The sequence below is a fragment of the Bartonella doshiae NCTC 12862 = ATCC 700133 genome (genome assembly GCF_000278155.1).
GTDB classification, from domain to species: domain Bacteria; phylum Pseudomonadota; class Alphaproteobacteria; order Rhizobiales; family Rhizobiaceae; genus Bartonella; species Bartonella doshiae.
The window spans coordinates 108,554-117,223 of sequence record NZ_JH725098.1 but is presented as its reverse complement, the minus strand read 5'-3'; the positions used below and the strand labels follow the sequence as shown (position 1 = coordinate 117,223).

4 protein-coding genes and 1 pseudogene are annotated in these 8,670 nt (G+C 38.4%); 2 read left to right on the top strand and 3 right to left on the bottom strand.

Annotated elements, in window-relative coordinates; translation table 11 throughout:
- Positions 1–160 precede the first annotated feature (160 nt).
- The 3 genes from MCS_RS07905 to MCS_RS08540 form a co-directional block, all read right to left on the bottom strand.
- Positions 161–1,357 carry an RNA-guided endonuclease InsQ/TnpB family protein gene (locus MCS_RS07905; RefSeq protein ID WP_004854278.1) on the bottom strand — a complete coding sequence of 399 codons (1,197 nt, stop codon included), beginning with the start codon at positions 1,355–1,357 and terminating at the stop codon, positions 161–163.
- Positions 1,354–1,977, bottom strand: coding sequence for an IS607 family transposase (locus MCS_RS07900; RefSeq protein WP_004854276.1), 624 nt, complete (start codon positions 1,975–1,977; stop codon positions 1,354–1,356). Before MCS_RS07900 ends, MCS_RS07905 begins: the two co-directional genes overlap by 4 nt.
- A gap of 252 nt (positions 1,978–2,229) precedes the next feature.
- Entirely contained in the window at positions 2,230–2,382 is a 153-nt protein-coding gene (locus tag MCS_RS08540; RefSeq protein ID WP_172462892.1) for a hypothetical protein, read from the bottom strand.
- A gap of 303 nt (positions 2,383–2,685) precedes the next feature.
- On the opposite strand from MCS_RS08540, the gene MCS_RS07890 reads away from it, so the two are divergent.
- Entirely contained in the window at positions 2,686–6,375 is a 3,690-nt protein-coding gene (locus MCS_RS07890; protein ID WP_004857429.1) for an autotransporter outer membrane beta-barrel domain-containing protein, read from the top strand.
- Positions 6,376–8,202: 1,827 nt separating this feature from the next.
- Positions 8,203–8,670, top strand: a pseudogene (locus MCS_RS08935) (autotransporter outer membrane beta-barrel domain-containing protein); the annotation flags it as partial.

Genomic DNA, 8,670 nt, shown 5'->3' with positions numbered 1-8,670 from the left:
GTAATCCGGAGCCATTCAAGACCCATCTCTATTGCCGCAAGAGAACCGCGAATATTTTGCCATGCAAGACCCTGATCAATCAAATCATAAAGGTTAGAAAAATAAGGGTGTTCACCATGTGAACATAACATACCGTTCTATCAAACTTATGTAAATGTGATCATTTCTGATTAAATATACTGTTGATTTCCTGCTTCTTTGAGGCTGGTTTCACCAAAGTCACAGGACATTGGCCAGAGCCTTCCTCTCCACAGGCTGATACGGTGGAACTCACCGCCAAGTTTTTTAAATTAATCGCGGCATTAATGTCTCGATTATGGTGTGTACCACAATGAGAACATCTCCACTCACGTATGTTAAGAGGCAATTGTTCAATCTTACATCCGCAATGATGGCAGATCTTACTGCTCGCATACCAACGATCTGCAATAACAATCTGTCGACCATAACGTGCCGCCTTATATTCCAATTGACGGCGAAACTCGAAAAAACTTTGATCTGCAAGGGCACGCGATAAATGCTTATTTTTCAGCAAGCCTTTTACATGAAGATCTTCGAGACAAAATGTACCAAAACGCTGAATTAAATCTGTTGTAACCTTATGCAAATGATCTGTTCTGATATTACTTATCCGTGCATGAAGCTTAGCGAGTTTTTGTTTCTCCTTATAACGATTGCTCGAGCCTTTTTGCTTACGGCTTAGCCTTCGTGATAAGCGCCGTAAACGATTTAGCAAAGCCTTATAAGGTTTAACGCCTCCTATGGTTTCTCCTGTCGAAAGCGTTGCAAGTGCATTGATGCCCAAATCAAGACCAACAATAGCTTGGTTCTCGCTCAGTGACTCTTGATTATCTGTTTCAACGCTAAGACTTACAAACCACCGATCCGCTTTACGGCTAATGGTTGCTGACAAGATCTTTCCTTGAAATCGCAATTGTTCTCGCAGACGAACCCAACCAAGTTTGGGAATTCTTATCTTGAAACCTTGCAACTGTATTTGATCATTGGTCAAAGTAAAACGATCGTGCACTCCTTTCTTTCTAAAAGTGGGATATCGGCTTCTCCCTGAAAAGAAATTCTTAAAAGCCACACCCAATTGAATAATTGCCATTTGTGGAGCATTTTTAGTAACTTCCATCATCCATGGAAATTGTTCTCGTTTTAGAGAATTGAATTGTCTACGTAGCGCATAGTCATTAGGCTTTGGTAAATTATTATCTTTCTTCCATGCTTCATATTGCTGCTGCCATTCCTTCAGTGCCCAATTATAAGCAAAGCGCGCGCAACCACTGGCTCGAGCCATGTAGCTTCGTTGCTTATTGTTTAAGTCTAGAGCTATTTTGTGAGCAACAATCATTGCGATGCCTCTACAGCTTGACGAACATTCTCTAATAACCTTTGATTTTTTCTCGAACGACTTCCATAAAGACGAGCACTAAAGACAGTAATAATTTCTAAAACATCTTTGGCTAAATCTTCTTCAAAACTGCTTTCTTCCCCCTGATTGAGAATGACAACCTCAACTTGTTTGGCTTCGCAAATGGCGAAAACCAATTCTGCACCAAAGCGCAATAAACGATCTTTATGCGTAATCACCAAACGACCTATCTCATTTTCAATGAGAGCATCCAATAAACGTTTAAGACCCTTTTTACGATAATTCATCCCTGACCCTAAATCAGAGATGAGTTCATAAGTCCAACCTTGGCTTGCGCAATAAAGCTCAAGAACCTGTTTTTGTCGCTCTAAATCGTCTTTTTGATCATGGCTCGATACACGCGCATAAGCAATGGTTTTTCTTTGTGACAGTTCTCTCGAATGAAAAAGCTCAGGCCTAAGCTTGGATAGGTCATAACGGCGGTGTCCTCCTGCCGTATGCTCAGAAATAATTTTGCCTTCACCTTCCCAACGGCGCAAAGTGCTAATCGAAACACCCAAAACTTGAGCGGCCTTACCTATCCCAACAAATCTATCCATAATGTATATTATTACACAGATATAAATAGATTACAAGTAAGCTGTTAAAGCCCCTTAACAGATATTTTGGTCGCACCCGATGAAGCAGTGGCTTTGGGGGATATTGTTTTGTCTGAACGGGGGCGTGCTTATTGATGCTTTCCTCACTTTTGCCCCCGAATTCTAGCTTATTTGAACGTTGTTTTGCAGAAGCAATGGCTTTTGACCCTCACGTTAAAACTGCACTCGAAGAAATACCACGTGCGAAATTTATTACGCGTCCGCCTTCTTGGTTGCCCTTTTTAATAGACGAATATGGCTTACAAGAATTAAGCCCCCATGCAGAGCATTAGCACGTGCACGTTGAATGGCGTGGGCAACCGCACGACCGGTGGCGACAGGATCACGAGCGCCATTGACATGCACCGTAACATTTATCCTAATATGAAGGTAATGTGAAACTTTAACAGAAAACTCTCTACCAACTTATCATTAACTTATAATCTTGTTGCAAAAAATGATTTTACTCTTTTAAAATAAAAAATCTCAATCATAAAATATTTCTAATTTTAAAAAATTATTGTTACAGATTTATTATAGTAATAAATCTGTAACAATTGACAGATACCAAAAGTAAATATAAAAAATTATAAGGTTTTATCTATAATGCATTCGTTGTTTTCTTCTATAGAAACATAACACGTAGGATTTATAAAGGGGGAAACATCAATGTCTAAAAAATTTCTACTATCTTGTACGGCTGTAGCAGCAATTGTGCTTTTTGGTGCTCATACCAATGCACAAGCTGAATCTCTTGAAGTCTCTGGTGGAGAACCAAAAGAAGTCTCTAACAAAACCTATGATATTCTTCATGCAAAAGACGGTGGAAAAATAATTGGTAAGCATTTAACTGTGATCGAAAATGAAAATACAAGTAACAACACAGATATATATTCTGTCACAGCTGAAGGTCCCAACAGCCTGATTGAATTACTGGACACAACCATTAAAGGAATTAACTCTGAAATATCCAGAAGCCTTAAGGCAAAAGATGGTGGATCAATCAAAATGACCGGTGGTTCTATCTCCTCTGTGAGTATTAATTTTGAGAACAGCAAAAGCAATCAAAACAAACTGGAAGATGTCACAATAAATAGTCAAATATACACCATCGAAAGCAATCTTATTTTGAAAAAGGTAACTTCAAAATCATATTATTGCGTGCGGGGTGATCATAATTCTCAAATAACGATCTCTGGTGGAATATTTGATTCAGAAGCGGAAGCGATATACTCTACCTCTGGCAGCAACATTACTTTAAACGACAATGTCACAGTAACATCTGATACTTTTGGCCTTTGGGCGAGATATGATAATGCAACGATCACAATGACTGGAGGAACTGTAAAAGGAGGGAAAATAGCACTGTCTGCAGACAGTCGCGGATATATTGATGTCACAGATATCACTCTCACCACAGATAACAAAGGAACTGGCGCAGAATCTAGCTATGGCACAATAAATTTACAGAATGCAACCATTAAAGAAGCTGTCATCGGACTTGAGGCAAATTACGATGGTGTCATTCAAATGACAGGAGGCTCTATCACCGTTTCCGAAACAGGAGCTTCTTTTGAAAACAGCAAGAGTGACAAAAACAAGCTAGAAAATGTTGTGATAACAAGCAGCAGCAATGACAGCCCAATGTCTATAGGTGTCAGTGCTGATAAAGAAAGCACGGTTGCTTTGAAAAATATCACCGTTAAGAACGCAGAAAAGGCTCTCTTTGCTAATGATAATTCGCAAATGACCGTAACTGGCGGATCCTTTGGCGGTGAGGTACAAGCCAAGCAAGGAAGCACAATTACTTTAAATGATAATGTTACAGTAACATCTGAAAATAATGGGCTTCATGCATATGGTGAAAAAGCCAAAATCACAATGGCGGGAGGAACTGTAAAAGGGCAAAAAAGTGCTCTGTTGACAGAAAATGCCGGATATATTGATGTCACGGATATCACTCTCACCACAGATGACAAAGGAACTGGTGCAAAGTCCATCGGCCAAAACAGTATGATTGATTTGCACGACAATACAACCATTAAAGAGGCTGTCATCGGACTTGAGGCAAAAAACAATGGTGTCATTCAAATGACAGGAGGCTCTATCACCGTTTCCGGGACAGGAGCTTCTTTTGAGAACAACAAAAACGACAAAAACAAGCTAGAAAATGTCGTGATAGCAAGCAGCAGTAATGACAGCCCAATGTCTGTAGGTGTCAGTGCTGATAAAGAAAGCACGGTTGCTTTGAAAAATATCACCGTTAAGAACGCAGAAAAGGCTCTCTTTGCTAATGATAATTCGCAAATGACCGTAACTGGTGGATCCTTTGGCGGTGAGGTACAAGCCAAGCAAGGAAGCACAATTACTTTAAATGATAATGTTATAGTAGCATCTGAGAATGACGGTCTCCATGCAAATGGTGAAAAAGCCAAAATCACAATGACAGGTGGAAACGTAAATGCAAAAGAAACTGCATTTGTTGTAAAAGATGGCGGTCAAATTGATATAAAAGATATTGCTTCTGCAAAAGCAGAACGCAATGGGATACGTTTTGATGACTCCCAAAATGATAAAACCTCAGAAATCAATTTGACTAATACAAAGCTTCTCGTCGAAAATGGCACGGGTATTGTTAGTACCGGTTCATCAAATGGGAAACTCAACCTTAAAGACTCAGAAATTCATGCCGATACATTATTCACGAAAATCATATCTGATAAAAAATCTGATAGTTTTTTTACGCTCACCGCAGAAAACTCTCTCTTACAGGGAGAAGCAAGAAATAACGCAAATGGCAAAACAACCTTCGATCTCAAAAACAATACAAAATGGCTCATAACAACGAGCACAAAAGAAAAAGATGAAGAAGGAAATCCTCTTAGTATTACTCAAAGATCACGTTCTGATGTTTCTATACTTAATCTCAATGACAGCACCATTGTTTTCGATACACCAACAGAAGATCATTATCATACATTGCATATAGGTTCTGGGAAACCAGACACGCAAGCAGTCTACAATGCTTCTGGTGATGCAAAAATTTCTTTTAATGTTGGATCTGTTGAGAGCTCTGATATAACCGATCAAGAAAATGATCGACTTTTAATCCAGGGGGATGTCTCAGGCACAACAATAGTTTCTGTTATGAGTGATTTCAAAGATAGCAGTAATATAACAGAAGCTTTTCGCCCTTCTTCCAATACCAGTGGAGTTTCGCTCATTCAAGTTTCTGGGAAAGCAGATGAAAATTCCTTCAAATTAGCCAATGGTTATATCCAAGAAACTGGTTCACCTTATAGATATAGGCTGACCGCTTATGGACCAACATCTAGCTATGGTGCTGCAAATGAAACCCAAAACCTGTTGGGCGAAAATGAAACCTTCTGGGATTTCCGTTTACAGAAATTGGTTTTACCACAAGTAGCAAGTTATTTGGCCTTACCTAATGCTCTCTTCTACGCTGGTTTTATCGATATGGCAAAACAGAGTGCATCTTTAGCAAATGCGCGGGCAACAACAATGGGGATCCAAGATAACGACAAAATAAAGGGGTTCTTTCTCTCTTCCTATGGAAGTATCGCAACCCTATCGTCACAACAATATGCTTATAACACAAATATTCGCTATGCTGCTACACAAGCAGGTTTTACAGCTTCTGCACAAGATGGTCAAAACACAACTATATATTGGGGACTTACCGGAACCTATGCGCAATTATCCCTCTCACCAAAGGATATAGAAGATTCTGAAAAGAGCACGCTTAACAAATGGTCAGTCACAGCTTACAGCGGTATAGAGCATAATAGTGGTTTCTATATGGATACACTCTTCTCTTACGGGAGCTGGAAAGGGAATATCTCTACAGCCATCGCTAAAAATACTGCAAAAATCGATGATACAAAAATGTTGATTGCCTCAACAACAATAGGTCAAAAATTCACAATGGGTACTAAAGGCCTCACCTTTGAACCACAAGCTCAGCTGATGTATCAGCGTTTGATCTTTAACACCATTTTAGATGCCGATAACCTTAAAATTGATATCGGAGAACCTTCTCAAGGGTTAGCAAGGATTGGTGGACGTTTAACGAAAACTGTTTCTGCTAAAAGCAACCGTTCTATGTCTTTCTATGGAAAAGTAGACTTGATCAAAACCTTTGGGGATGAGGATACTATACAGGTTGGCGACACCTTCTCCCTTGATCCTACAGGAACTTCCCTTGAAGGCGGGGTTGGTATCAATGCAAAATTGTCTCAGAACTTCTCCATCCATGCCGATGTTAGCTATCGGCAAAAGCTCCAAAAAGCCGGTATATCCGGTGCAGATTTTTCTGCTGGTATACGCTATCAGTTTTAAGAGAAAACAATGAAAGTTTAACGTATAAGGCTCCCAAATCAAGCTTCGTTTTATTGTTATTGTTCATTCTCACAAAAGGCTGCACAACACTGTATTGTGCAGCCTTTTATATATTAAATCTGTTTTGCTGAAATTTTTCTTTTCTCTCAAAGAATCCTTATCCCTCTTCACACGGAAGATGTACTACAGAAATCCTTTTGCGAAGCAAAGTTAATCAAGCACAACAAATGTAACAAGATACTTCGTATTTAAGTTAATTTATACACAATGCTCAGAAAAGCAGGAAAAAAACTAAGGCATTATCAATTATTATAAGTATTCTTTAATTATATAAAATCCATTTTACATCTAAAGCAAGACAACTTTCTTACTGTCTCTTCTTATTTTTTCCAACGCATATCCCACCTCTCCTCCTCATATCGTAAAAATTTATACGAAACGCTTGCTTCCAATAGAAAAGTCCCTATCAACCTATCATTTGTTTCCACTATCATTCCTGAAAGTGCTTTCACTCTTTTAAGACAAAGCTTTTAAACGAAAATATCTCAATCCTAAATTATTTCATAACAAAAATATCGTTTTTTCTCTTATTTGATGTTTTTCTTTAACAGATTTTAAGTATTAATATATATTAAACATCAATACATTATGTATTAAACAATAATAATGATTTATTTTATTATAAAGTAAATTACTAATATTTGACAGGAAATAATAATTTAACTAATAGATAAATGTTATAATTAAAATATCCATTGTTTATCCTTCTTATAAGCGGGGGAAGAGCACTGGCAGTTTATAAGTTTAGGAAAACATCAATGTCTAAAAAATCTCTTTTGTCCTGCACAACTGCTGCAGTAATCATACTTTTTGGCCCTCATAACAACCTACAGGCTGCTGGAAAATTTAAAGCTGGTAAAGGAGAAATAAAAACAGCTTCAACAGGAGCAACCTATGAAGAGCTCCAAACATTAGATGGCGGAAAAATCTATGGCACTAATTTAGTAATCATCGGAAATAAAGACACAAATAAACCCACAATGGAATTTGCTGTATCAGCTAAAGAAAACGGCAGTTATATTGAATTATGGAACACAACCATTAAAGGAACTGATTCTAATATTTTCCGAGGGCTTGAAGCAAAAAATAATGCTGCAATTAAAATGACTGGAGGATCCATTACAGCTACTGCATTTGCTGTTTCTTTTTTCGACAGCAGGCCTTCCGGTAACGAAAACATGCTAGAAAATGTAAATGTTTCATCCATTGGCAGTGAGCCACAATACGAAGCGATAAGTGCCTATAATAGCTACCTCACTTTGAAAAATGTAACTGCTTCAGCTAGCAATGCTTTAGTTGTAAGAAAAAATGCTTACGTAACAGTATCAGGGGGATCCTTTAATGGACAAGTGAATGCTAATGGAGGCGGCTCTATTACTCTAAAAGACAATGTTAAAATAACCTCTAATGAATACGGGCTCTGCGTAAAAGATCCAGAATCATGGGTCCAGATGATAGGAGGAGAAATCACCGGAAAAGGAATTGCAGCATTAGCAGAAAATAAGACGAGAATCACGCTCACAGATGTTACTATAAAAGCGGGTGGCAGCGGAACTGGCGTAAATTCTATCAATAGCATGATTGAATTGAATGGAAATACAGAGATTAAAGATGCTTCTGTCGGACTCTTGGTGGAGGGCATTGATGGCCAAATCAAGGTACACGGATCAAAAAATAATCCTAGCAAAATCACTGGAAATAAATATGCATTGGAAGCAGAAATTAATGGGCATCTCTTTGCTGAAAATGTCACTATAAAAGCAAATAGAAAATGCTGGATCGCCCTCGAATACAGGCGGTATTTCCCTTATCCAAGTCTCTGGAAAAGCAACGGAAGACTCCTTCAAATTAGCCAATGGTTATATCACAAGAGATGGTTCACCTTATAAATACACACTAACTGCTTATGGACCAACATCCAGCTATGGTGTAGCAAATGAAACCCAAAACCTCTTTGAAGAAAAAAATGAAAACTTCTGGGATTTCCGTTTACACAAAGCATTTCTTGACACTAATCCAAATATACCCGATGTTTTACCACAAGTAGCAAGTTATTTGGCCCTACCTAATGCTCTCTTCTACGCTGGTTTTATCGATATGGCAAAACAGAGTGCATCTTTAGCAAATGCGCGGACAGCAGCAATGGGGATCCAAGATAACGACAAAATAAAGGGGTTCTTTCTCTCTTCCTATGGAAGTATCGCAACCCTATCGTCACAACAATATGCTTATAAC